Source organism: Enterobacter sp. FUJ80071 (assembly GCF_038739915.1).
GTDB classification, from domain to species: domain Bacteria; phylum Pseudomonadota; class Gammaproteobacteria; order Enterobacterales; family Enterobacteriaceae; genus Enterobacter; species Enterobacter kobei.
This window is the reverse complement of record NZ_JBBXKH010000001.1, coordinates 3,087,601-3,111,993: the sequence shown is the minus strand read 5'-3', so window position 1 is coordinate 3,111,993 and position 24,393 is coordinate 3,087,601. Positions and strand designations below refer to the sequence as shown.

Here is a 24,393-nt window from a genome sequence, read left to right as displayed (position 1 = left end):
GCGTAACACGCTTTTTCAGTTTATCCTGAGGGGAACAAAAAAGGAGCGACAATGCATACCCTGACCTGGCACCCCCCTTACGACTGGCAATGGATGTTTGGCTTTCTTGGCGCCCGTGCGGTGGCGGGGGTTGAGACGGTCACGGAAAGCTATTACGAGCGCAGTTTTGCCTGTGAAGGGCATCAGGGGATCTTCCGCGTTACGCCGGACACGCAAACCCATACGCTACAGGTCACGCTCAGCCCGGGGTTAACGCCGGAGGCCGGACTTTGCCTTGAGCGTATCGGGCGTCTGTTCGATCTTGCCTGCGATCCGCAGGACGTCCACCGGACTTTGGGCGATCTCGGCGCCGCGCGGCCAGGCCTGCGTTTGCCCGGGGCGATGGATGCCTACGAACAGGGCGTGCGGGCCATTCTGGGTCAACTGGTCAGCGTGGCGATGGCGGCTAAACTGGCTTCACGCGTTGTCGCCCTGTGCGGTGAGCCGGTCAAGGATGCGCCGGGCTATGTCTGCTTTCCCTCCCCACAAGCCCTGGCGGCTGCCGACCCGCTGGCGCTCAAAGCGCTCGGGATGCCGGTCAAACGCGCGGAATCGCTGATTCATCTGGCACAGTCGGTCGTCGACGGGACGTTTCCGCTCACGCCCCCTGAGGACGTTGAGGCAGGCATGAAGGCGTTACAACAACGGCCGGGTATTGGCCGCTGGACGGCAAATTACCTCGCCCTTCGCGGCTGGCAGGCGAAAGATGTGTTTCTTCCGGATGATTATCTGATTAAGCAACGTTTCGCCGGGATGACGCCTGCGCAAATTCGTCGCTATGCCGAGCGCTGGCAGCCGTGGCGTTCCTACGCGCTGCTGCACATCTGGTATACCGACGGCTGGGCGCCGTCAGTTGATGGCGAAATAACTGGTGTTGAGCAGTAGATCCAGCGGCTGCGGCTCGGCGATGGTGTCACCATAGATAAAATCAATGCCAATGCCGGAAAGCGTATCCATCATGATGGGCTGGTTGCAGGGGCCTGCGATGGTTCTCATCCCCAGACGCTGGGCATGGCCCTGAACGATGGTCACCATCATCTCATCCATCAGGTTGCCATAGACGTTGCTCACGACTTCGGCATCCAGCATCAGGTAATCGGCCATGTTCGGACTCAGGTGGGTGAAAATGTCCATGTCGCGGCCTATCTGGCTGAGGATCACGCGGCAGCCCGCCTGGCGAAGCTTTTGTAAACCCCGCTGCAGATTCTCATCCGAATCACACACCACGCCGGCAGGGATCACCAGATGCAGCAGACGGCCCGGCATTGGGCTTTTATCAAGAAGATCGAGAAGTTCGTCGACCAGCGTCACGCTGGCTAAACCGGCTGCCGAAAGCGGCAATGCGATCCCCATGCCTTTACTGGCGATCCTGGCGGCAGATGTCCGGAAGAAGTCGCTAAAGATGCGTCTGTCGAGGGCGTGCAGCAGTTCCGGCTCTGCCAGGCCAGAACGGAAGGCGTGTTCCTCCAGGACTTCGCCCTGGCTGGTCCACAGGCGCAGCGAAATTAGCCAGAAATTACAGCTCTCCGGTATGCGAGGGGAGGCGACGCTACGGGCTATCATCATCAGGTGATTGTCTTTGATCATGTGCCATTGTTCGTCCAGCGACATCATGCTGCGCGTGCTGTGATCCCGCTCCTGCTGCGGTTCGTAAACCGTCACGATGCCGCGCCCGCTGTTTTTCGAGGCATAACAGGCAATATCTGCCTGTGACATCACTTCTGACGCCTGGTGGTTATGTTCATCGATCAGCGTGATCCCGGCGCTGGCGCCAATTCGATGCAGGCGGCCTTCCCACATAAAGTGATAGTCGTTGATGCTATGGACCAGACGACCGGTGATATAGCGTGCGCTCTCAATATTGCAGTCCGGGAGCAACAGCCCAAACTCATCACCCCCCAGACGCGCCAGCACATCGCTGGAGCGCAGCATGGTTAACATCATGGAAGAGAGTTCCCGCAGCAGGGCATCGCCCGCCGCATGGCCTGCGGTATCATTGACGGCTTTGAAGCGGTCCAGATCGATAAAGACCAGCGCATGACGCTGCCGCGTCTCACGAACCGTTTGCAGGAGTCGTTTGAGGTGGTTTTCAAAGCTGACCCGGTTTGCCAGGTGGGTCAGGGCATCGTGCGACGCGCTGTAACTCAGCTGACGCAGCATTTTGCGCGACTCGGTGACATCCTGAATAACGATAACCGAGCCGATACTTTGTCCATCCAGCGTGCTGAGTGGCGTAATGCTGTAATGGATGTCAAACGCTCCACCCGTGCGGCAGTTCAGCACCACGTCCTGGTCGATATCTGAGCGTGACATATCCCCGCTGTGGATGTTCTCCATCAGCGGCCCTCGCTCCCCAAACGTGATGTGTAATACCTTGAGAACCGGCTGGCCGATAGCCTCGGTTTGTAGCCAGCCGCTCATCTTCTCGGCGACCGGGTTCATAAAGGTGACGTTCATGTCGATATCGGTACAGAGCACGGCTTCGCCGATGGAGTCGAGCGTGATATGCAGACGCTCTTTTTCCTGGAACAGCGCCTCGTTAAGCTGCTTAACCTCGGTCATGTCCATGTTGATGCCAAGCAAACGCTCGACTTCACCCTCTTTATTCAACACCCGGTTTGCCAGGGAGCGAATATGGCGCACGCCTTCCTTCACGCGGATACGGAATTCCAGCTTAAACGGCAGACGTGAGATCAGTGAATCCCGCAGCACCTGTTCTGCATGGGCGCGGTCTTCCGGCAGCATCGTGTCGTGCCAGAGCTGCCAGGTGGGCTTGATGTGCGGTGGGATTTCATACAGTTCGAACATCCGCTTATCCCAGCTGATGATGTCAGGCTCCAGATCCCACTCCCAGATGCCGATGCCGCCCGCTTCGTTGGCCAGCGTAATGCGCTCCATCAGGCGTTTGTTGACCCACTCGGTCTGCTTCAGGTCGTTAATGTCTTCAATCTGGGCGATAAAATAGAGCGGCGAGCCGTCGGTATGGCGCACAACGGAGACGGCAAGCAGCGCCCAGACCACTTCACCGTTGCGCGTGTAATAGCGCTTTTCAAGGGTATAGGTGTTGATGTCGCCGTTGACCAGCTGCTCCAGCTGTTCGAGGTCGGTGTGCAAATCTTCCGGCCAGGTGAGCTGCTGGAAGGTCAGTGACTGTAGTTCGGACTGGCTGTAACCGAGGAAATTGCACAGCGCTTTGTTGGCCTGTAGCCACTGCCCCTCAATGCTGACTAACGCCATCCCGATTGCGGAATACTCCATCGCATTACGAAAACGCGCTTCGCTTTCAGTGATGTGTTTGCGTTCGGCACGGAAGGCATACATCACCATGGTCATCACGTTCGCCGGGAGAAGCAGCATCAGGAACGGCAGCCAGGGCGCGTTGATCATCGGCCCTTCGTGTTGGGTGGTCAGCGCCTCAGGGTTATGGGCAATCATCAGGGACACGACCATCACGGTGACCAGAAACACCAGGAACGCTTCCATTCGCGGTAAGCGCACGGCGCTCCACATAAGCAGGACGATCACGCAGGTAAATGGCCATGGTAGCCAGGTGATGGCTGCCCAACTCAGGGCCAACGTCACGGCCATTGTGAGCAGCGTTTCCAGCAGCAGTCGCGGATCACGGTGGCGCAGCAGGTAGTGGGGTTTAAACAGTAATCCCAGCGGCACCAGTGCCAGCGCGCCAATGGATTCAGATAACACCCAGACAATGAAATCGCGCAGTGGCTCAGGACCGGGAACCAGAAAAATCACCAGAATACCGCCTACCAGCGGCGGCACCAGCGCGCTGCCCATCGCCAGACGGATCCAGTCACTTAAATTTTGCAGCGGGTTATACCACGGGAGCAGTTTGCGCAGTAGTAATGCACCGACGACGGCCTCAATCACATTTATGGCGGTGTAGGTGAGGTTAATCGCCCCCCACGAGAACAACATCCACGAGGCCAGAATATTGCCGAACGAACAGGCCAGGGCAATGCCCGGCCACATTTTTCCCGCGTGGCGGTAAAACGCCACCATCATGATGGCGGTGGGGAACCAGAGCGGCGCCAGCAGGGTGCCGAAGCGGGTAAGCTCCAGCGAAAATAAGGTAAAGATAAAGGTGACCAGGCCCAGACAGACAAGTCGTAATAAAGGATGTGGGGTGGTAACCAAAACCCGCTGGTATTGTTTATTCATTACCGCTTTATCCAGAGACGCCGTGCCGTCAGGAGAGAAGTCCGTACGAGTGAATTTGATAATTTGGTTTATGCTAGTACAAACAATTTACAATTCATATGGCGACTGCTCATAATTTGACATCATAGACTTATTAAATAGTTACAGGTTAAAAAATCGCTGTGAAACGCTGAAAAAACGCGCATTAAAATTTCACTCAGGGAACAATTCGCAACTTTACAGGCTGTCTCGCATTACCTGCGCTTTCGACTGGTATCACGCCCGCGAAATCCCTATAATTGCCGCGTTTGACGCTCCGGCGTCGTCCTTCCTTAACATCCAGGTTAATCAGGTCGCTAAATTTATGACTGATAAGTCTCATCAGTGCGTCATTATAGGCATCGCCGGCGCATCGGCTTCAGGTAAAAGTCTAATTGCCAGTACGCTTTATCGCGAACTGCGTGAACAAGTAGGTGATGAGCACATCGGCGTCATTCCCGAAGACAGCTATTACAAAGATCAATCCCATCTGTCGATGGAAGAGCGCGTAAAAACCAACTATGACCACCCGAATGCAATGGATCACAGTTTACTGTTCCAGCATTTAGAAGCCCTAAAAAGCGGCCAGGCAATTGAGCTGCCCGTTTACAGTTACGTAGAACACACCCGCACCCAGGAGACGATCCGCATCGAGCCGAAAAAGGTGATTATCCTTGAAGGTATCCTGCTCCTGACCGATGCTCGCCTGCGTGAATCGATGAACTTCTCGATTTTCGTCGATACCCCGCTGGATATCTGCCTGATGCGCCGCATCAAGCGAGACGTTAACGAGCGCGGCCGTTCAATGGATTCCGTTATGGCGCAATACCAGAAAACGGTCCGTCCGATGTTCCTGCAGTTTATTGAGCCCTCCAAACAATACGCCGATATCATCGTGCCGCGCGGAGGCAAAAACCGCATTGCCATTGATATCTTAAAAGCGAAAATCAGCCAGTTTTTTGAATAAGCCGCGCGAATTGTGTACCGTTCAGAGATAACCTGGTTTTACCCTGAGATGTTAAGGTCTCAGGGGTCGATGCATGAAAGGAGAAAGTGCCATGCGTCTTTGTGATCGCGATATTGAAGCCTGGCTGGATGAAGGCCGTTTGTCTATTACCCCGCGTCCTCCTGTAGAGCGTATCAATGGGGTGACCGTTGATGTACGGTTGGGGAATAAATTCCGCACCTTTAGTGGCCATACTGCACCGTTCATCGACCTCAGCGGGCCGAAGGATGAAGTCAGCGCGGCGCTCGATCGCGTGATGAGTGACGAAATCGTCATTGACGAAGGTGACGCTTTTTATTTGCATCCAGGTGAACTGGCGCTGGCGGTGACGTTCGAATCCGTGACCCTGCCTGCTGACCTCGTCGGCTGGCTGGACGGCCGTTCTTCTCTGGCCCGTCTGGGGCTGATGGTGCACGTGACCGCGCACCGTATCGATCCCGGCTGGTCGGGCCGTATCGTGCTGGAGTTCTTCAACGCCGGCAAACTGCCGCTGGCGCTGCGCCCCGGCATGATGATTGGTGCGTTAAGCTTTGAGCCGCTAACCGGCCCGGCAGACAGGCCTTATAACCGCCGGCAGGACGCAAAATACCGCGACCAGCAGGGTGCGGTTGCCAGCCGTATTGATAAAGACTGATCGTTAGTCCATTGAGGATGCCATGAGAAGAGTTCTGACAACGCTGATGATTTTGCTGGTCGTGCTGGTTGCTGGCCTTTCGGCGTTGGTTCTGCTGGTTAACCCTAACGATTTCCGCGCTTACATGGTGCGGCAGGTCGAGGCGCGCAGTGGTTACCAACTGAAGCTCGACGGGCCGCTACGCTGGCACGTCTGGCCACAGCTCAGCATTCTCTCTGGCCGCATGTCGTTAACGGCACCGGGCGCTGCCCAGCCGATCGTGTCTGCGGACAATATGCGTCTCGATGTGGCGCTCATCCCCCTCATTTCTCACCAGTTGCAGGTAAACCAGGTGATGCTCAAAGGGGCGGTCATTCAGCTTACCCAGCAGACTGAAGCCGTGCGCAACGCGAATGCGCCGGTTGCACCGCGTGAGAATACCTTACCGGATGAGCCGTCCGATACGGGCTGGTCCTTTGATATTGCCAAACTGAAAGTTGCCGATAGCGTGCTGGTATTTCAGCATGAGGATCAAGAGCAGGTTACGGTTCGTAATATTAATCTGCAGATGGAACAGGATGCGCACCATCTTGCGTCGCTGGAATTCAGCGGGCGAATGAATCGCGACCAGCGCGATCTGATCCTCTCGCTAAATGCCAGGGTCAATGCGTCAGATTATCCCCATCAGCTGACGGCCGATATTCAGCAGCTCAACTGGCAGCTCACGGGCGCAGATCTTCCGACCCAGGGGATCACCGGGCAGGGGACGATGCAGGCCGTCTGGCGCGAAGAACAAAAACAGCTGGAGCTGGATAACCTCAACCTGCAGGCCAATGACAGCAGCCTGAAGGGGCAGGCGAGCGTCACGCTCGAAGAGAAGCCGAAGTGGGTGCTGAACCTGCAGTTTGACAAGCTCAACCTGGAAAACATCCTGCCGCCGCTACCGGCTGGCACAACGGACAGCGACGCTGTGCAGACAGGACAAAGCCAGCCGCCGGTGTCGCGTCCGGTTATCTCGTCGAATCTTGATCAACCTGACTATAACGCCCTGCGCGGATTCACGGCCGATATCCTGTTGAAAGCCAACAGCCTGCGCTGGCGCGGTATGGACTTCACCGACGTGAGTGGCCAGATGTTTAACCACAACGGGTTGCTGGTGATCTCCGAGCTGAGCGGCAAAATGGGGGCAGGGCATCTTTCACTGCCTGGCACGCTGGACGTGCGTAAGGACGAAACCCGCGCGCAATTCCAGCCGCGTCTCGACAACGTTGAGATTGGTACCATCCTTAAAGCCTTTAACTATCCGATATCCCTGACAGGGCAGTTGACGCTGGCGGGGGATTTCTCAGGCACAAAAATTGATGCCGAAGCTTTCCGCCGTGAATGGCAGGGCGAGGCGCACGTGGACCTGAAAGACTCCCGTATGGAAGGTCTTAACTTCCAGCAGCTGGTACAGCAGGCAGTGGAGCGCAGCAGTGACGTCAAAGCGCAGGAAAACTACGATAGCGTCACGCGCCTCGACAGTTTCTCCACGGATCTGACGCTGGATAACGGGCAACTGACGCTGGCAGCTATGCAGGGAACCTCTTCTATGCTGTCGTTGACCGGAGAAGGCTCGCTGGATCTGGTCAAAGAGACGGCGGACACGCGCTTTAACGTCCGGGTACTTTCCGGCTGGCAGGGCGAAAGTAAGCTGATTGATTTCCTGAAAGAGACGCCAGTGCCGCTTAGCGTCTATGGTAAATGGCAGGCGCTGAATTACAGCCTTCAGGTGGATCAGATCCTGCGTAAGCATCTGCAGGATGAAGCGAAACGTCGGCTTAATAGCTGGGCAGATCGTAATAAAGATTCCCAGAACGGCAAGGATGTGAAGAAACTGCTGGATAAGCTTTGATGCCAGTTGTGCCGGGTGGCGGCTTCGCCTTACCCGGCCTACAAAAGCCTGACGTCGTAGGCCGGGTAAGCGCAGCGCCACCCGGCTTTTTTACACCTCAAAATCCAGTTCTTCCTCATCCCGCAGTGGAATGAGCTGCACTTTCTGCACGCGATGGTTTTCAATCTGCAGCGTTTTAAGCCGATAGTCACCCACCTGAACCTCTTCACCTGGCTGCGGGATACGCTGTAAGTATTCCATCAGCAGGCCCGCAATGGTGTGGTACTCCCGCTTTTCATCCAGCGGCAGCGGCACATACTGCACCAGGTCTTCCTGCGGCATATGGCCGTTGGCCGTCCACGAGCCGTCGGCGTTTTTCTGAATATCATGGCGGGCATCAATCTCATCCACTTCGTTTGGCAAATTGCCGGCAATAGTTTCCATCACGTCGCTGAGCGTGACCAGCCCTTCAACCGAACCAAACTCATCCACCACAAAGGCAAAGTGCGTTCGCGCATTTCGGAATTGCTCAAGGGCAGAGAGCAATTGCAATCCTTCCGGGAAGACCAGGGGCTGGCGTACCAGGGCGCGCAGATTGAGCGCCTCCCCGTGCAGTTGCTGCTGGAGCAGGTCGATAACGTGCACGACGCCCAGTAATTCTTCTTCCTCTTCACCGCCGGTCACCACCACGCGCGTGTGCTGGTTTTTATCCAGCAGGGCGCGGATGTGCTCTTCGGGGGCGGTGAGATCGATATGCTCAATATCATGCCGGGAAGTCATGATGCTGCTGACCGTGCGCTCATTAAGGTTAAGCACTCGCTCAATCATCAGGCGCTCCTGCGGGTTAAAGATCTGTCCGTCGCTGTGATCGGCCAGCATGGCAGCAGATTCGGCGTCCAGCTCTGCATCCTCTTTTTTACCGCTCAGCAGGCGCATAACGGTGTCGGCCGTGCGCTGACGCAGGGTCTGATTAGCGGAAAGGAAGCGGCGGCGGTTAAATATCGCCAGCTGGTTAAGCGCTTCAATCATGACGGAGAAACCAATGGCGGCGTACAAATAGCCTTTCGGAATGTGGAAGCCAAAACCGTCGGCCACCAGGCTAAAGCCAATCATCAGCAGGAAGCTCAGGCAGAGGATCACGATGGTCGGGTGGCTGTTCACAAAGCGGGTGAGTGCCTTGCTCGCCATCACCATCAGCGTGATGGCGATAATCACCGCTGCCATCATAACGGCCAGATGGTCCACCATCCCGACGGCGGTGATCACCGAATCCAGGGAGAAGACGGCATCCAGCACCACGATTTGCGCTACCACCGGCCAGAATCTCGCGCCACGTCGCTGGGTCGGGTTCTCGCTGTCTTTACCTTCGAGCCGTTCATTGAGCTCTACCGTGGCTTTGAACAGCAGGAACAACCCGCCGAAGAGCATGATCAGATCGCGGGCGCTAAAGCTGAGGCCGTGAACGGAGAACAGCGGTTGCGTGAGTGTGACCATCCAGGAGATAGAGGCCAGCAACAGTAAACGCATCACCATCGCCAGCAGCAGGCCCGTTACGCGCGCGCGATCGCGCTGGGAAGGGGGCAGTTTTTCAGCGAGGATGGCAATAAAGACCAGATTATCAATCCCGAGCACTAATTCGATGACGACCAGCGTCACCAGCCCGGCCCAGATTGATGGATCGGCAATCCATTCCATAGTAATAGCAATACCTTCTGTTATATGACGAATGTCACACTTCGATCATGGATAAAGCCGGGGAAAATTGCAATGCCGGGCTGAGATTTCTCTTAATACGAAACGCTTAAAAGAGAGCAAACTCATCGGGGTGTAAATAAGCAAAATACGTATGTTTAATTATAAAGAGAACATTTTAGGATATATCGCAGATAATGGTTTTCGCTCCCGCTTTGTCAATATAAAGAAAATCCTAAAAGGTCAAAACTTTGCTCTTAATATTAATCTTAAAAACAGATATTAGGACAGTTGTCTCCTTGCCTGCTATTAGGTTAGCTGCAACAATTCTCCCAGCATCAAATGTTAAATCTTGTTGTTGCTATTTTTGTTTTGGTCTTCCGGGATGGTTATTCATTATCCGTTGGGTGTCTCACACGGCTGATATATTTCCAGAAGGCCTTGCTCAAGAGGGTGTCTATCCATAACACATTGTTTAGTCAGTGGATTGGTAACTGAAAGCCAAGGGCGGTAGCGTGCCTGAAAGCGTGTGAATCAGCCTCGGTTATTCTGTCAATAGCCAATGGATGAATAAGCTTTTTTTAGGACTGATGCCAGTTATATTTCTATTTGATTAACTGCATGCTGAAACCCAATACGACCCGAGCTTATTTAAATTGCACAGGATAATTACTCTGCCAAAGTGATAAATAATCAATGATGAAATCCAAAATGAAATTGATGCCATTATTGGTGTCTGTGACCTTGATGAGTGGTTGCACGGTCTTTCCCGGCAGCAATATGTCAACAATGGGTAAGGATGTGATCAAGCAACAGGATGCCGATTTTGATCTCGACAAAATGGTGAATGTTTATCCACTTACGCCACGTCTGGTCGAACAATTACGTCCACGTCCGAATGTTGCTCAGCCGAATATGTCTCTGGACCAGGAAATCGCCGCTTATCAGTATCGCGTGGGGCCGGGTGACGTGATCAACGTGACCGTCTGGGACCACCCTGAACTGACCACGCCTGCGGGCCAGTACCGTAGCTCAAGCGACACCGGGAACTGGGTACAGTCAGATGGCACGATGTTCTACCCCTACATTGGTAAAGTCCATGTTGCCGGGAAAACCCTTGCCGAGATCCGGAGTGATATTACCGGCCGCTTAGCGCAGTACATCGCCGATCCGCAGGTGGACGTTAATATTGCCGCATTCCGCTCGCAAAAAGCCTACATTTCCGGCCAGGTCAATAAATCCGGCCAGCAGGCCATCACCAACGTACCGTTAACCGTTCTGGATGCCATTAACGCCGCAGGCGGGTTAACCGACGGTGCCGACTGGCGCAACGTGGTCCTGACCCACAACGGCAAAGAGCAGCGCATCTCACTGCAGGCGCTGATGCAAAACGGCGATCTGACCCAGAACCGCCTGCTCTATCCGGGCGATATTCTCTACGTACCGCGCAATGACGATCTAAAAGTCTTCGTGATGGGTGAAGTGAAGAAACAGAGCACCCTCAAAATGGACTTCAGCGGCATGACGCTGACCGAAGCGCTGGGCAATGCGGAAGGCATCGATCTGACCTCCTCCAACGCCAGCGGCATCTTCGTGATTCGCCCACTTAAGGACGACGCCAGCAACAAAGGCAAGATTGCCAACATTTACCAGCTCGATATGTCCGACGCCACCTCGCTGGTGATGGCAACGTCGTTCCGCCTCCAGCCATACGATGTGGTGTATGTCACTACCGCGCCGGTTGCCCGCTGGAACCGTCTGATCAACCAGTTGCTGCCAACCATCAGTGGCGTTCGCTACATGACGGATACGGCGCGCGACATTCATACCTGGTAATCCGCGATGTTTAACAAAATTCTGGTGGTATGCGTGGGGAACATTTGCCGTTCCCCGACGGCAGAGCGGTTGTTGAAACACTACCAGCCTGAACTGACCGTCGAGTCCGCAGGCCTTGGCGCGCTGGTCGGTAAAGCGGCCGATGAGCGCGCAACGAGCGTGGCCCGCGATCATAACCTCTCCCTTGACGGGCATATTGCCCGCCAGGTCACCGGCCGCATGTGCCGGGAATATGACCTGATCCTGGCAATGGAAAAACGCCATATTCATGCGCTATGCGATATCGCACCGGAGATGCGCGGCAAGGTGATGCTGTTTGGTCACTGGGACAATGAACGCGAAATCCCCGATCCGTATCGCAAAAGCCATGAGGCCTTCGAGGCGGTTTACACCTTACTTGACCAGTCTGCCCAACAGTGGGCGCAGGCACTGAAAGCTCAGCAGGGATAACAATGACAGAAAAAACAAGACCTTCTGCCGCCCCGACTTCGGGCAGTGATGAAATTGATATTGGTCGCCTGGTCGGCACGGTTATCGAGGCAAAGTGGTGGGTGCTTGGCATTACCGCTGTGTTTGCCGCGGCAGCCGTCGTCTACACGCTGTTCGCCACGCCTATCTACAGCGCCGACGCGCTGGTGCAGATTGAGCAAAATACCGGCAACTCGCTGGTGCAGGATATTGGCTCTGCGCTGGCGAACAAACCACCGGCATCCGACGCTGAAATTCAGCTGATTCAGTCACGTCTGGTACTGGGGAAAACGGTTCACGACCTCGGTCTCGATATCTCCGTCACCAAAAATACTTTCCCGATCTTTGGTGCCGGCTGGGATCGCCTTATGGGACGAAGCAACGATACGGTAAAGGTGACTGACTTTGTGCTGCCGAAAGGGGCGGGCGATCAAACCTTTACCCTGACGGTGCTGGGTCCGAAACAGTACCAGTTGACCAGCGATGCGGGATTCAGCGCGCGCGGCGAAGTGGGCCAGATGCTGACGAAAGATGGCGTCAGCATGATGGTGAGCGCCATTCATGCCCAGGAGGGCGGCGAGTTCACCGTGACCAAATTCTCCACGCTGGGAATGATCAACAATCTGCAAAACAACCTCACCGTGACTGAAAACGGTAAGGACACCGGCGTGCTGAGCATGACCTTTACCGGTGAAGATAAAGATCAAATCCGCGACATCCTGAACAGCATCACCCGCAACTATCTTGAGCAGAACGTTGAGCGTAAGTCGGCGGAAGCGGCGAAAAGCCTGGCTTTCCTTGCTAAACAGCTTCCGGAAGTGCGGGCCCGTCTGGATGATGCCGAGAATAAACTGAACGCTTACCGTCAGGATAAAGACTCTGTCGACCTGCCGCTGGAGGCGAAGTCTGTTCTTGATTCAATGGTTAACATCGACGCCCAGCTCAACGAGCTGACCTTCAAAGAGGCGGAGATTTCCAAGCTGTACACCAAACGCCACCCGGCCTACCGGACGCTGCTGGAAAAACGTCGCACGCTGGAAGAAGAGAAGGCGAAGCTGAACGACCGCGTAACCGCGATGCCGAAAACGCAGCAGGAAATTGTGCGTCTGACCCGCGACGTGGAATCTGGTCAGCAGGTGTACATGCAGCTGCTGAACAAACAGCAGGAGCTGAAAATCACCGAAGCCAGTACCGTGGGTGATGTGCGCATCGTCGACCCGGCGATTACCCAGCCGGGCGTGCTGAAGCCGAAGAAAGCGCTGATCGTTCTCGGCAGCATTATTCTCGGCCTGATGCTCTCCATTGTCGGTGTGCTGCTGCGCTCGCTGTTCAACCGCGGAATCGAAAGCCCGCAGGCGCTGGAAGAGAGTGGTATCAACGTCTATGCCAGCATCCCGCTTTCCGAGTGGCAAAAATCCCGTGACAGCGTCAAAACCATTAAAGGCGTTAAGCGATACAAACAGAGCCAGTTGCTGGCCGTGGGTAACCCGACGGACCTGGCGATTGAAGCGATACGTAGCCTGCGTACCAGCCTGCACTTCGCCATGATGCAGGCCAAAAACAACGTCCTGATGTTAACCGGTGTCAGTCCGTCAATCGGTAAGACCTTTGTCTGCGCCAACCTGGCGGCCGTCGTCAGCCAGACCAACAAACGCGTGCTGCTGATCGACTGCGATATGCGCAAGGGTTATACCCACGAGCTGCTGGGCACCAATAACGTTAACGGTCTGTCGGAAATCCTGCTGGGGCAGGGGGAGATTAGCCAGAGCGCCAAGCCGACCTCGATTCCGAGATTCGATCTGATCCCACGTGGTCAGATACCGCCTAACCCGTCGGAACTGCTGATGAGCGAACGCTTCACCCAGTTGATTGAGTGGGCGAGCAAACACTATGACCTGGTGCTGATCGATACGCCGCCGATTCTGGCCGTGACCGATGCCGCCGTGGTAGGTCGCCATGCGGGTACCACCCTGATGGTGGCACGTTACGCGGTGAACACCCTGAAAGAAGTGGAAACCAGCCTGAGCCGCTTCGAGCAGAACGGGATTGAGGTGAAAGGGGTGATCCTGAACTCCATCTTCCGCCGCGCGACCGGGTATCAGGATTACGGTTATTACGAGTACGAATATAAGTCTGACAGTAAATAACAGCCAAAACATACCCTTACACCCATCACCCTAACCCTCTCCCCTGAGGGGAGAGGGGACTGTTCGGTGCCGCTTTCACCCTATCCCCTCAGGGGAGAGGGCCGGGGTGAGGGGTAGGAGAAAGAAATGACCACACAACGCCCTTTGATTTCTATCTATATGCCGACATGGAATCGTCAGCAGCTGGCGATCCGCGCAATCAAGTCGGTGTTACGTCAGGATTATGACAACTGGGAACTGATCATCGTGGATGACTGTTCTTCTTCGTATGAACAGCTGCAAAAATTTGTCACCGATCTCAATGACCCGCGCGTGATGTACACCCATAACCCGATTAACTCCGGGGCGTGCGCGGTGCGTAACCAGGCGATTATGCAGGCCAAAGGGCAGTATCTGACCGGCATCGACGACGATGACGAATGGACCCCGAACCGACTGTCTGTCTTCCTTTCACATAAAGCACAGCTGGTGACGCATGCGTTCCTTTATGCCAACGACTATGTCTGTCAGGGTGAAGTTTATTCGCAGCCTGCCAGCCTGCCGCTGTACCCGAAATCACCCTATTCTCGCCGCCTGTTCTACAAGCGCAACATTATCGGCAATCAGGTTTTCACCTGGGCATGGCGCTTTAAGGAGTGCCTGTTCGATACCGAACTGAAAGCCGCGCAGGATTACGACATCTTCTTGCGGATGGTGGTTGAGTATGGCGAACCGTGGAAAGTGGAAGAGGCCACGCAGATCCTGCACATCAATCACGGGGAGATGCAAATTACCTCCTCGCCGAAGAAGTTCTCGGGCTACTTCCATTTTTACCGCAAGCATAAGGACAAGTTCGACCGTGCCAGCCGGAAGTATCAGCTCTTTACCCTCTATCAGATCCGCAATAAGCGCATGAACTGGCGCACGCTGCTGACGCTGCTGTCCGTCCGTAACGGCAAACGTCTGGCTGATGGACTTCGGGGGAAATAATGTTTCTTGAAGATTGCCGCGCAAACAGCTGGAGCCTGCGCCCATGCTGCATGGTCCTGGCGTACCGTATCGCGCATTTTTGTTCGGTGTGGCGCAAGAAAAACGTGCTGAACAACCTCTGGGCAGCGCCGGTTCTGGTGCTGTACCGCATTATTACTGAATGCTTTTTTGGTTATGAAATTCAGGCCGCTGCCACCATTGGCCGCCGCTTTACCATTCACCACGGCTATGCGGTGGTGATCAATAAGTTCGTGGTCGCCGGGGATGATTTCACCATTCGTCATGCGGTCACCATTGGCAACCGAGGGCCAGACAGCCTGGCCTGCCCGGTTATCGGCAATAACGTCGAGCTGGGCGCGAACGTGGTGATCATTGGTGACATTACCATCGGTAACAACGTGACGATTGGTGCGGGCAGCGTGGTGCTGGACAGCATTCCGGACAACGCGCTGGTGGTGGGAGAAAAGGCCCGCGTGAAGGTGATTAAATGAACATTCTGCAATTTAACGTCCGCCTCGCTGAAGGCGGAGCGGCAGGCGTGGCCCTGGATCTGCACCAGCGCGCACTGCAAAAAGGACTTCAGTCTCGTTTTATTTATGGCTACGGCAAAGGCGGCAAGAAAAGCGTCAGTCACGATAACTTCCCGCAGGTGCAAAAGCACACGCCGCGTCTGACCTCGATGGCCAACATTGCCTTGTTCCGCCTGTTTAACCGCGATTTGTTTGGCAACCTGAATAATCTTTATCGCACTGTGACCCGAACCACGGGCCCGGTTGTGCTGCATTTCCACGTCCTGCACAGCTACTGGCTGAATCTGGAAGAGGTGGTGGCGTTTTGTCAGAAGGTGCAGGCGCACAAGCCTGATACACGCTTCGTCTGGACGCTGCACGATCACTGGAGCGTGACCGGACGCTGCGCATTTACCGACGGCTGCGAAGGCTGGAAGGATAACTGCCAGAAATGCCCGACGTTAAGCAACTACCCGCCGGTGAAAGTGGATCGTGCTCACCAGCTGGTAACCGGCAAGCGCAAACTGTTCCGCGACATGCTCTCGCTCGGCTGCACGTTTATCTCCCCGAGCCAGCACGTGGCCGATGCCTTCAACAGCCTTTACGGGGCAGGGCGCTGCCAGATTATCAACAACGGTATCGACGTGGCGACGGAAGCCATTCTGGCGGAGCTGACGCCGGTGGCGGACACCGCGGGTAAACCGAAAATCGCCATCGTTGCGCATGACCTGCGTTACGACGGCAAAACCAACCAGCAGCTGGTGCGCGACATGATGGCGCTCGGTGACAAGATTGAACTGCATACCTTCGGCAAGTTTTCCCCGTTCGAAGGGGCGAACGTCGTGAACCACGGGTTTGAAACCGACAAGCGCAAACTGATGAGCGCGCTGAACGGCATGGATGCGCTGGTGTTCAGCTCCCGCGTGGATAACTACCCGCTGATCCTCTGCGAAGCGCTTTCCATCGGCGTGCCGGTGATTGCCACCCACAGCGATGCCGCGCGTGAAGTGCTGGAAAAGTCGGGCGGTAAAACGTTCTCGGAAGGGGAAGTGCTGCCGCTGGTGCAGATGCCGAAAGCGCAGATCGCTGAGACTGTTTTTGGCACTGACCTGGAATCGTTCCGCAACCGCAGCCGCAAGGCCTACAGTGGACAACAGATGCTGGAGGAGTATGTCTCGTTCTATCAGAATCTGTAGTTATCTGCTGCTGCCGCTGATCTACCTGCTGGTCAACGTCAAAATTGCCCAGCTTGGCGAAAGCTTCCCGATAACCATCGTCACTTTCTTGCCCGTTCTGCTTCTGCTGTATGTCGATAAAATCAACCTGAAGAAGCTGATGATTGCCCTGGGGTTGGGCACGGGCCTGACGCTGTTTAACTACATCTTTGGCCAGTCACTGGATGCCAGTAAATACGTCACCTCCACCATGCTGTTTGTCTATATTGTCATTATTATCGGCATGGTCTGGAGTATTCGGTTTAAAACGATTTCTCCGCACAATTATCGGAAAATCCTCAGGTTCTTTTATATTGCCGTTGCGTTAATTGTTATGCTTGCTGCACTGGAAATGGCGCAAATTATTCTCACCGGTGGCAGCAGCCTGATGGAGATAATTTCGAAATATCTCATTTACAGCAACAGCTATGTATTGAACTTCATTAAGTTTGGAGGAAAACGTACCACGGCCCTCTATTTTGAACCGGCGTTCTTCGCTCTGGCGTTAATCTCAATTTGGCTCAGCATCAAACAGTTTGGTATCAAAACACCTAAGACCGATGCTATGATTCTTGCAGGAATTGTTCTGTCTGGATCGTTCTCAGGGGTAATGACATTTATCCTGTTTTACCTGCTGGAGTGGGCGTTCCAGTACCTGAACAAAGATGCGATTAAGAAAAAACTGCCGCTGGCGATTATCTCCCTGACGGTATTTTTGGTCGGCGTGATATTTGCGTTCCCGTACATCTCAGAACGTCTGGGAGATTTGGGAACAGAAGGCTCATCGTCCTATTATCGCATCATTGGTCCGCTGGTGATGGTGGGTTATTCCTTAACCCATATTGATGGTGTAGTAAGATTCGGCTCACTTTACGAATATGTTGCATCATTCGGAATCTTTAACGGTGCGGATGTCGGTAAAACCATAGACAATGGTCTGTATCTGTTAATTATTTATTTTTCGTGGTTCGCCGTACTGTTGACGCTGTGGTATCTGTTTAAAGTTTTCAAAATGATGATTAACGCGTTTGGTGATAACCAGAACTTTCGCGTGCAACTTTATCTGTTTACACCGGTGTCGCTGTTTTTTACCGGGTCAATATTTAGCCCGGAATATGCTTTCTTGATTGTCTGTCCGTTTATATTGCGCAAAGCGCTTAATATTACGAACGTATGACGAAATGAGGTGATTTATGTTTCTTAGCGTCATTACTGTCGCTTTTCGTAATTACGAAGGGGTGGTAAAAACCTGGCGCTCGCTGCGCAACCTGGCGCGCGATCCAAGCCTCACTTTTGAGTGGATTGTGGTCGACGGCGGCTCGAACGATGGCACGGCGGAGTTTCTGGAAAAACTCAACGGTGAGTTCAACTTACGTTACATCAGCGAGAAAGATAAAGGCATTTACGATGCGATGAACAAGGGCATTAACATGGCCCAGGGTCGTTATGCCATCTTCCTCAATTCTGGCGATGTTTTCCATGATGACGTGGCGCTGTTTGCCCGCCAGCTGGCGCGTCAGAAAGAGGAGGCCATGTATATCGGCGATGCACTGCTTGATTTTGGTGATGGGCATAAAGTGTGCCGCAGCGCAAAGCCAGGCTGGTATATCTACCACAGTTTGCCCGCCAGCCATCAGGCCATTTTCTTCCCGGTAAACGGTCTGAAAAAACAGCCATACGATTTGCAGTATAAAGTGTCATCGGATTATGCCCTGGCCGCCAGCCTGTATAAATCGGGCTATCCGTTCCGCCGAATTAAAGGGCTGGTCTCTGAATTCTCAATGGGTGGCGTGTCAACATCGAATAATCTGGAATTGTGCCAGGATGCCAAAAACGTGCAGCGCAAAATATTACGCGTGCCGGGGTTCTGGGCGGAATTGTCTTATTTATTACGCCTGCGGACGACAGGTAAAACGAAAACCTTATATAACAAAGCCTGAATATAAGGAAACGCAATGCAGGATTTGAAGGGTTTCTCCGTGCCGAAAGGCTTTCGGGGCGGCAACGGTATTAAAGTGCAGCTGTGGTGGGCCGTTCAGGCAACGTTATTTGCCTGGTCACCACAAATATTGTACCGCTGGCGAGCATTCTTATTGCGTCTGTTTGGCGCAAAAATCGGAAAAAACGTAGTCATTCGACCTTCGGTAAAAATTACCTACCCCTGGAAATTAACGCTTGGGGATTACGCCTGGGTAGGGGATGACGCGGTGTTATATACCCTTGGCGAAATTACGATTGGCGCAAATTCGGTGGTGTCACAGAAGTGTTATTTGTGCACCGGCAGCCACGATTTTATGAGTCAGCATTTTGATATTACCGCTTCGCCTATTGTGATTGGTGAAAAATGCTGGCTGGCAACGGATGTTTTTGTTGCACCAGGTGTTTCTGTTGGCGATGGCACGGTAGTGGGTGCCCGCAGCAGCGTTTTTAAATCGCTACCGGCAAATAAAGTTTGCCGTGGCAACCCCGCAGTGGTGATACGCGAACGCGTTGAAACTGATTAAATTCATAAGTAGAGGAATATAAACATGTCTAAAGTCGCTCTCATCACCGGCGTTACCGGGCAGGATGGTTCTTATCTGGCAGAGTTCCTGCTGGAAAAAGGATATGAAGTACACGGTATTAAACGTCGTGCCTCTTCGTTCAACACCGAACGTGTCGATCATATTTATCAGGATCCTCACGCGGCAAACCCGAAATTCCACCTGCACTACGGCGACCTGACCGATACCTCCAACCTGACCCGTATCCTGCAGGAAGTGCAGCCGGATGAAGTGTACAACCTGGGCGCGATGAGCCACGTGGCGGTCTCCTTCGAATCCCCGGAATACACCGCTGACGTTGACGCCATGGGTACTCTGCGTCTGCTGGAAGCGATTCGCTTCCTGGGTCTGGAGAAGAAAACCCGTTTCTATCAGGCCTCTACCTCTGAGCTGTACGGTCTGGTGCAGGAAATCCCACAGAAAGAGACCACGCCGTTCTACCCACGTTCTCCGTATGCGGTCGCAAAACTGTACGCCTACTGGATCACCGTGAACTACCGTGAATCCTACGGCATGTATGCCTGTAACGGTATTCTGTTCAACCACGAATCCCCTCGTCGCGGTGAAACGTTCGTTACCCGTAAAATCACCCGCGCTATTGCGAACATCGCCCAGGGTCTGGAATCGTGCCTGCACCTCGGCAACATGGACTCCCTGCGTGACTGGGGCCATGCGAAAGACTACGTGAAAATGCAGTGGATGATGCTGCAGCAGGAACAGCCAGAAGACTTCGTGATCGCAACCGGCGTTCAATACTCCGTACGTCAGTTCGTTGAGATGGCCGCTGCACAGCTGGGCATCAAGCTGCGCTTCGAAGGTACCGGCGTGGAAGAGAAAGGTATCGTTGTTTCCGTAACCGGCCATGATGCGCCAGGCGTGAAACCAGGCGACGTCATTGTTCAGGTTGACCCACGTTACTTCCGTCCTGCTGAAGTGGAAACCCTGCTGGGTGACCCAACCAAAGCGCACGAGAAACTGGGCTGGAAACCAGAAATCACTCTGCAGGAGATGGTTTCCGAGATGGTCGCCAAAGATCTTGAAGCAGCGAAAAAACACTCCCTGCTCAAGTCTCATGGCTACGAGGTTGCCATCGCGCTGGAGTCCTGAGAATGACAAAACAACGTATTTTTGTCGCCGGTCATCGCGGAATGGTGGGTTCCGCGATTGTTCGCCAACTGGAACAGCGCGGTGACGTAGAAGTGGTTGTCCGCACGCGCGACGAGCTGAACCTGCTCGATAGCCGTGCGGTGCAGGACTTCTTTGCTAACGAACACATTGACCAGGTGTATCTGGCGGCGGCGAAAGTGGGCGGCATTGTCGCCAACAACACTTACCCGGCGGATTTCATCTACGAGAACATGATGATTGAGAGCAACATCATTCACGCGGCGCACCTGCACAACGTGAATAAGCTGCTGTTCCTCGGTTCATCCTGCATCTACCCGAAAATGGCAAAACAGCCGATCGCGGAAAGCGAACTGCTGCAGGGCACGCTGGAGGCAACCAACGAGCCTTACGCGATTGCCAAGATTGCCGGGATTAAGCTCTGCGAATCTTACAACCGTCAGTACAACCGCGACTATCGCTCGGTGATGCCGACCAACCTGTACGGACCGCACGACAACTTCCACCCGAGCAATTCGCACGTGATCCCGGCGCTGCTGCGTCGCTTCCACGAGGCGACCGCCGAGAACGCACCGGATGTGGTGGTGTGGGGCAGCGGCACGCCGATGCGCGAATTCCTGCACGTGGACGACATGGCTGCCGCCAGCATTCACGTGATGGAGCTGGATCGCGAAGTGTGGCAGGAGAACACAGAGCCGATGCTGTCGCACATCAACGTGGGAACCGGCGTGGACTGCACCATTCGCGAGCTGGCGCAAACCATCGCGCAGGTGGTGGGCTACAAAGGCCGCGTGGTGTTTGACGCGACGAAACCGGACGGCACGCCGCGCAAACTGCTGGACGTGACCCGTCTGCATCAGCTGGGCTGGTATCACGAGGTATCACTGGAGCAGGGGCTGGCCAGCACCTACCAGTGGTTCCTGGAAAACCAGCACCGCTTCCGGGGGTAACGATGTTTTTAAGTCAGGAAGATTTTGCCACGGTGGTGCGTTCCACTCCGCTCATCTCGATTGATTTGATCGTGGAGAACGAACGCGGCGAGTTCTTGCTGGGGAAACGAACCAACCGTCCTGCACAGGGCTTCTGGTTCGTGCCCGGCGGGCGCGTGCAGAAGGATGAGACGCTTCATGATGCGTTTGAGCGTCTCACTCTGGCGGAACTGGGCCTCCAGCTGCCGATGGCGGCGGGCCAGTTTTACGGGGTCTGGCAGCACTTCTATGACGATAACTTTTCAGGCACCGGGTTCACCACGCACTACATCGTGCTGGGGTTCCGCCTGAAGGTGACTCAGGCAGATCTGCGTCTGCCTGATGCTCAGCATGACGACTACCGCTGGCTGGCACCGGAGCCGCTTCTGGCAAGCGAGAACGTCCATGACAACAGTCGGGCGTATTTCCTGGCGGATCGTCAGGCCGAGGTGCCAGGCATATGAAAATCCTCGTATACGGAATCAACTACTCGCCGGAATTAACCGGTATCGGAAAATATACCGGCGAGATGGTCGAGTGGATGGCGAGCCAGGGACATGACGTGCGGGTCATTACCGCGCCGCCGTACTACCCGGAATGGAAAGTCGGTGAGCGCTACTCAAGCTGGCGCTACCGTCGTGAAGAGGGGGCGGCAACCGTCTGGCGCTGCCCGCTTTATGTACCTAAGCAGCCCTCGACGCTGAAACGGCTACTGCATCTCGGCAGCTTTGCCCTGAGCAGTTTTTTCCCGCTGATGGCGCAGCGTCGCTGGAAGCCGGATCGCATCATTGGTGTGGTGCCGACGCTGTTTTGCACGCCGGGAATGCGCCTGCTGGGCAAACTCTCCGGCGCACGCACCCTGCTGCACATACAGGATTATGAAGTGGACGCCATGCTGGGCCTGGGGATGGCAGGCAAAGGCAAGGGTGGAAAAGTGGCGAAGCTCGCCAGCGCCTTTGAGCGTAGCGGTCTGCATAACGTGGATTACGTTTCGACCATCTCACGCTCGATGATGAACAAGGCGCAGGAGAAGGGCGTACCTGCCCGGAAGGTGATCTTCTTCCCGAACTGGTCCGAAGTGGCGCGTTTTCGCGACGTGACGGAGCAGGACGCTCAGACGCTACGCGCACAACTCGGTTTGCCTGAAGACCAAAAAATCATTCTTTACTCAGGCAACATCGGCGAAAAGCAAGGGCTGGAAAGCGTGATTGAAGCGGCTCAGCAGCTTAACGAGCATCCGCGGATGTTTGTGATTGTCGGGCAGGGCGGCGGGAAAGCGCGGCTGGAAAAGATGGTCAGCGAACGCGGCCTGAGCAACGTGAAATTCTTCCCGCTTCAGTCTTACGAGGCGTTACCTGCGCTGCTGAAGATGGGCGACTGCCATCTGGTGGTACAAAAACGTGGCGCGGCGGATGCGGTATTGCCTTCCAAGCTGACAAACATTCTGGCGGTGGGCGGCAACGCGGTGATCACGGCAGAAGCCGAAACTGAATTAGGCCAGCTGTGTGACAGCTATCCGGGGATTGCCGTGTGCGTCGAACCGGAATCGGTCCCGGCACTGGTCTCCGGCATTGAACAGGCACTTGCCATGCCAAAAGTGAACACGGTGGCACGTGAATATGCCGAACGCACGCTCGAGAAAGAGAACGTGCTGAGTCAATTTATTGCAGATATACGGGGATAAATCATGAGTCAAACCACTTTGTATCCGGTCGTAATGGCGGGTGGATCCGGGAGCCGGTTGTGGCCACTGTCCCGCGTGCTTTATCCAAAACAATTTCTGTGCCTGAAGGGTGACCTCACCATGCTGCAGACGACGGTAAACCGTCTGCACGGTGTTGAGTGTGAAAGCCCGGTGGTGATTTGTAACGAACAGCACCGCTTTATTGTTGCCGAGCAGCTGCGCCAGCTGAATAAACTCACAGAAAACATCATTCTGGAGCCTGCCGGACGTAATACCGCGCCTGCTATCGCCCTCGCGGCGCTGGCGGCAAAACGCAGCAGTCCTGACTGTGACCCGCTGATGCTGGTGCTGGCGGCAGACCACGTTATCCAGCAGGAAGAGGCGTTCCGCGAGGCGGTGCGTGCAGCGATCCCTTACGCCGAAAGCGGCAAACTGGTGACCTTCGGCATCGTGCCGGATCTGCCAGAAACCGGCTATGGCTATATTCGCCGCGGTAATGTGACGCCTGGCGAAGGCGACAGCGTGGCGTTTGATGTGGCGCAGTTTGTCGAAAAACCGAATCTGGAAACCGCTCAGGCCTACGTCGCCAGCGGTGAGTACTACTGGAACAGTGGGATGTTCCTGTTCCGTGCCGGGCGCTATCTGGAAGAGCTGCGCAAATACCGTCCGGATATTCTGAATGCCTGTGAGAAGGCGATGGCAGTGGTGGACCCGGATCTCGACTTCATCCGCGTGGATGAGGAGGCGTTCCTCGCCTGCCCGGAAGAGTCCATTGACTATGCGGTGATGGAACGCACGGCCGACGCCGTTGTGGTTCCGATGGATGCGGGCTGGAGTGATGTGGGCTCCTGGTCCTCACTGTGGGAGATCAGCGCCCATACCCCGGAGGGTAACGTCCATCACGGCGATGTCATTAGCCACAAAACGGAAAACAGCTACGTCTATGCCGAGTCCGGCCTGGTGACCACGGTCGGGGTGAAAGATCTGGTGGTTGTCCAGACCAAAGACGCCGTGCTGATTGCCGACCGTAACGCCGTGCAGGACGTTAAAAAAGTGGTCGAGCAAATCAAGGCCGATGGCCGACACGAACACCACATTCACCGCGAAGTGTACCGTCCGTGGGGCAAATATGACTCCATCGATGCAGGTGAGCGTTATCAGGTGAAACGCATCACCGTGAAGCCGGGCGAAGGGCTGTCTGTGCAGATGCATCATCACCGCGCCGAGCACTGGGTCGTGGTGGCGGGCACGGCTAAAGTCACCATCGACGGCGAAGTCAAACTGCTGGGTGAAAACGAGTCCATCTATATTCCGCTGGGGGCCACGCACTGTCTGGAGAACCCGGGGAAAATTCCTCTCGATTTAATTGAGGTACGCTCCGGCTCGTATCTGGAAGAGGACGATATCGTGCGCTTCCAGGATCGCTACGGCCGGGTGTAGCACTCTGCAATATGCCCGGTGGCGCTGAGCTTACCGGGCCTACGAATGACAAAAAAATCAATTTGGCCAT

General features: G+C 54.8%; 20 protein-coding genes. 18 read left to right on the top strand and 2 right to left on the bottom strand.

Going from position 1 to position 24,393, the window contains the following annotated elements; all coding sequences use genetic code 11:
• Nucleotides 1–51 precede the first annotated feature (51 nt).
• The gene (gene alkA / locus AAER43_RS15185) at nt 52–924 is read left to right on the top strand and encodes a DNA-3-methyladenine glycosylase 2 (protein ID WP_050862499.1); all 873 of its coding nucleotides are present in this window, start codon (nt 52–54) and stop codon (nt 922–924) included.
• Here alkA and AAER43_RS15180 read toward each other — a convergent pair.
• Nucleotides 889–4,218, bottom strand: coding sequence for a diguanylate cyclase (locus AAER43_RS15180; RefSeq protein WP_057057791.1), 3,330 nt, complete (start codon nt 4,216–4,218; stop codon nt 889–891). The genes alkA and AAER43_RS15180 overlap by 36 nt on opposite strands.
• Before the next feature lie 343 nt (nt 4,219–4,561).
• On the opposite strand from AAER43_RS15180, the gene udk reads away from it, so the two are divergent.
• The 3 genes from udk (at nt 4,562) to asmA (ending at nt 7,749) form a co-directional block, all read left to right on the top strand.
• The gene (gene udk, locus AAER43_RS15175) at nt 4,562–5,203 is read left to right on the top strand and encodes a uridine kinase (protein WP_008500855.1); all 642 of its coding nucleotides are present in this window, start codon (nt 4,562–4,564) and stop codon (nt 5,201–5,203) included.
• 91 nt (nt 5,204–5,294) lie between these two features.
• On the top strand, nt 5,295–5,876 hold the full coding sequence (gene dcd, locus AAER43_RS15170) for a dCTP deaminase (RefSeq protein ID WP_014884513.1): 582 nt from the start codon (nt 5,295–5,297) through the stop codon (nt 5,874–5,876).
• Nucleotides 5,877–5,898: 22 nt separating this feature from the next.
• Nucleotides 5,899–7,749, top strand: a complete 1,851-nt coding sequence (asmA, locus tag AAER43_RS15165; protein WP_050862497.1) for an outer membrane assembly protein AsmA — start codon at nt 5,899–5,901, stop codon at nt 7,747–7,749.
• 90 nt (nt 7,750–7,839) lie between these two features.
• On the opposite strand, the gene AAER43_RS15160 is transcribed toward asmA, so the two are convergent.
• Nucleotides 7,840–9,423 (bottom strand): TerC family protein, encoded by a 1,584-nt coding sequence (locus AAER43_RS15160; RefSeq protein ID WP_057057790.1) that lies wholly within the window; start codon nt 9,421–9,423, stop codon nt 7,840–7,842.
• Nucleotides 9,424–10,116: 693 nt separating this feature from the next.
• Here AAER43_RS15160 and AAER43_RS15155 point away from each other — a divergent pair.
• The 14 genes from AAER43_RS15155 (at nt 10,117) to cpsB (ending at nt 24,323) form a co-directional block, all read left to right on the top strand.
• Nucleotides 10,117–11,256, top strand: coding sequence for a polysaccharide export protein (locus tag AAER43_RS15155; protein ID WP_014884510.1), 1,140 nt, complete (start codon nt 10,117–10,119; stop codon nt 11,254–11,256).
• 6 nt (nt 11,257–11,262) lie between these two features.
• On the top strand, nt 11,263–11,706 hold the full coding sequence (wzb, locus tag AAER43_RS15150; protein WP_014884509.1) for a low molecular weight protein-tyrosine-phosphatase Wzb: 444 nt from the start codon (nt 11,263–11,265) through the stop codon (nt 11,704–11,706).
• Nucleotides 11,707–11,708: 2 nt separating this feature from the next.
• Entirely contained in the window at nt 11,709–13,871 is a 2,163-nt protein-coding gene (gene wzc / locus AAER43_RS15145) for a tyrosine-protein kinase Wzc (RefSeq protein ID WP_014884508.1), read from the top strand.
• 126 nt (nt 13,872–13,997) lie between these two features.
• Nucleotides 13,998–14,840, top strand: coding sequence for a colanic acid biosynthesis glycosyltransferase WcaA (gene wcaA, locus AAER43_RS15140; protein ID WP_014884507.1), 843 nt, complete (start codon nt 13,998–14,000; stop codon nt 14,838–14,840).
• A complete protein-coding gene (gene wcaB, locus AAER43_RS15135) occupies nt 14,840–15,331 on the top strand; it encodes a colanic acid biosynthesis acetyltransferase WcaB (RefSeq protein ID WP_014170825.1) in 492 nt (163 codons plus the stop codon). Before wcaA ends, wcaB begins: the two co-directional genes overlap by 1 nt.
• On the top strand, nt 15,328–16,545 hold the full coding sequence (wcaC, locus tag AAER43_RS15130; protein WP_014884506.1) for a colanic acid biosynthesis glycosyltransferase WcaC: 1,218 nt from the start codon (nt 15,328–15,330) through the stop codon (nt 16,543–16,545). Before wcaB ends, wcaC begins: the two co-directional genes overlap by 4 nt.
• A complete protein-coding gene (wcaD, locus tag AAER43_RS15125) occupies nt 16,520–17,740 on the top strand; it encodes a colanic acid polymerase WcaD (protein ID WP_014884505.1) in 1,221 nt (406 codons plus the stop codon). The genes wcaC and wcaD overlap by 26 nt, the downstream gene beginning before the upstream one ends.
• Nucleotides 17,741–17,756: 16 nt before the next feature.
• Nucleotides 17,757–18,503 (top strand): colanic acid biosynthesis glycosyltransferase WcaE, encoded by a 747-nt coding sequence (gene wcaE / locus AAER43_RS15120; RefSeq protein WP_023330882.1) that lies wholly within the window; start codon nt 17,757–17,759, stop codon nt 18,501–18,503.
• Nucleotides 18,504–18,518: 15 nt separating this feature from the next.
• Entirely contained in the window at nt 18,519–19,067 is a 549-nt protein-coding gene (gene wcaF / locus AAER43_RS15115) for a colanic acid biosynthesis acetyltransferase WcaF (protein WP_023330881.1), read from the top strand.
• A gap of 24 nt (nt 19,068–19,091) precedes the next feature.
• Complete coding sequence (gene gmd / locus AAER43_RS15110) at nt 19,092–20,213, top strand: GDP-mannose 4,6-dehydratase (protein ID WP_014884502.1); 1,122 nt, start codon at nt 19,092–19,094, stop codon at nt 20,211–20,213.
• Nucleotides 20,214–20,215: 2 nt separating this feature from the next.
• Nucleotides 20,216–21,181: a GDP-L-fucose synthase gene (locus tag AAER43_RS15105; RefSeq protein WP_014884501.1), complete on the top strand. Its 966-nt coding sequence runs from the start codon at nt 20,216–20,218 to the stop codon at nt 21,179–21,181.
• A gap of 2 nt (nt 21,182–21,183) precedes the next feature.
• Nucleotides 21,184–21,663, top strand: a complete 480-nt coding sequence (locus tag AAER43_RS15100) for a GDP-mannose mannosyl hydrolase (RefSeq protein ID WP_014884500.1) — start codon at nt 21,184–21,186, stop codon at nt 21,661–21,663.
• Nucleotides 21,660–22,883 carry a colanic acid biosynthesis fucosyltransferase WcaI gene (wcaI, locus tag AAER43_RS15095; protein WP_050862495.1) on the top strand — a complete coding sequence of 408 codons (1,224 nt, stop codon included), beginning with the start codon at nt 21,660–21,662 and terminating at the stop codon, nt 22,881–22,883. The genes AAER43_RS15100 and wcaI overlap by 4 nt, the downstream gene beginning before the upstream one ends.
• A 3-nt stretch (nt 22,884–22,886) precedes the next feature.
• Nucleotides 22,887–24,323 (top strand): mannose-1-phosphate guanyltransferase, encoded by a 1,437-nt coding sequence (cpsB, locus tag AAER43_RS15090; protein ID WP_014884498.1) that lies wholly within the window; start codon nt 22,887–22,889, stop codon nt 24,321–24,323.
• Nucleotides 24,324–24,393 lie beyond the last annotated feature (70 nt).